The organism is Skermanella aerolata KACC 11604 (genome assembly GCF_000936425.1).
In the GTDB taxonomy this organism is placed as follows: Bacteria; Pseudomonadota; Alphaproteobacteria; order Azospirillales; family Azospirillaceae; genus Skermanella; species Skermanella aerolata.
Genome location: NZ_AVFK01000259.1, coordinates 1 through 277, shown reverse-complemented (window position 1 = coordinate 277; position 277 = coordinate 1). Strand labels below are relative to the sequence as shown.

At 70.4% G+C, this 277-nt stretch carries 1 protein-coding gene; it reads right to left on the bottom strand.

Features of this window, described 5'->3' with window-relative positions:
* On the bottom strand, window positions 1–277 hold a 277-nt coding region (locus tag N826_RS39455; RefSeq protein WP_044438176.1), incomplete at both ends, for an AraC family transcriptional regulator N-terminal domain-containing protein.

Here is a 277-nt window from a genome sequence, read left to right as displayed (position 1 = left end):
GGGTAGGCCGCGTGGATGCGCCGCAGCGCCCGCGTCACCTTGCCGAAATGCCCCTGCATGGAGAGGGCCGCGCGCATCGACGGGCCCTGGTCGCCGGTCAGGATCTGGAAGTAGATCTCGCGCACCAGCGACGGGCCGAGGATCCGCGCTTCCATCGGGCGGCTCATCGCCTCGAGGAACCGCAGCACCGACTCGGACAAGCGCGGGCTCATCGGGCTGGACAGCATGCCTTTCGGCTCTGCCGCCGCGACGCCGCCCAGCTGGTCGATCTGCAGCA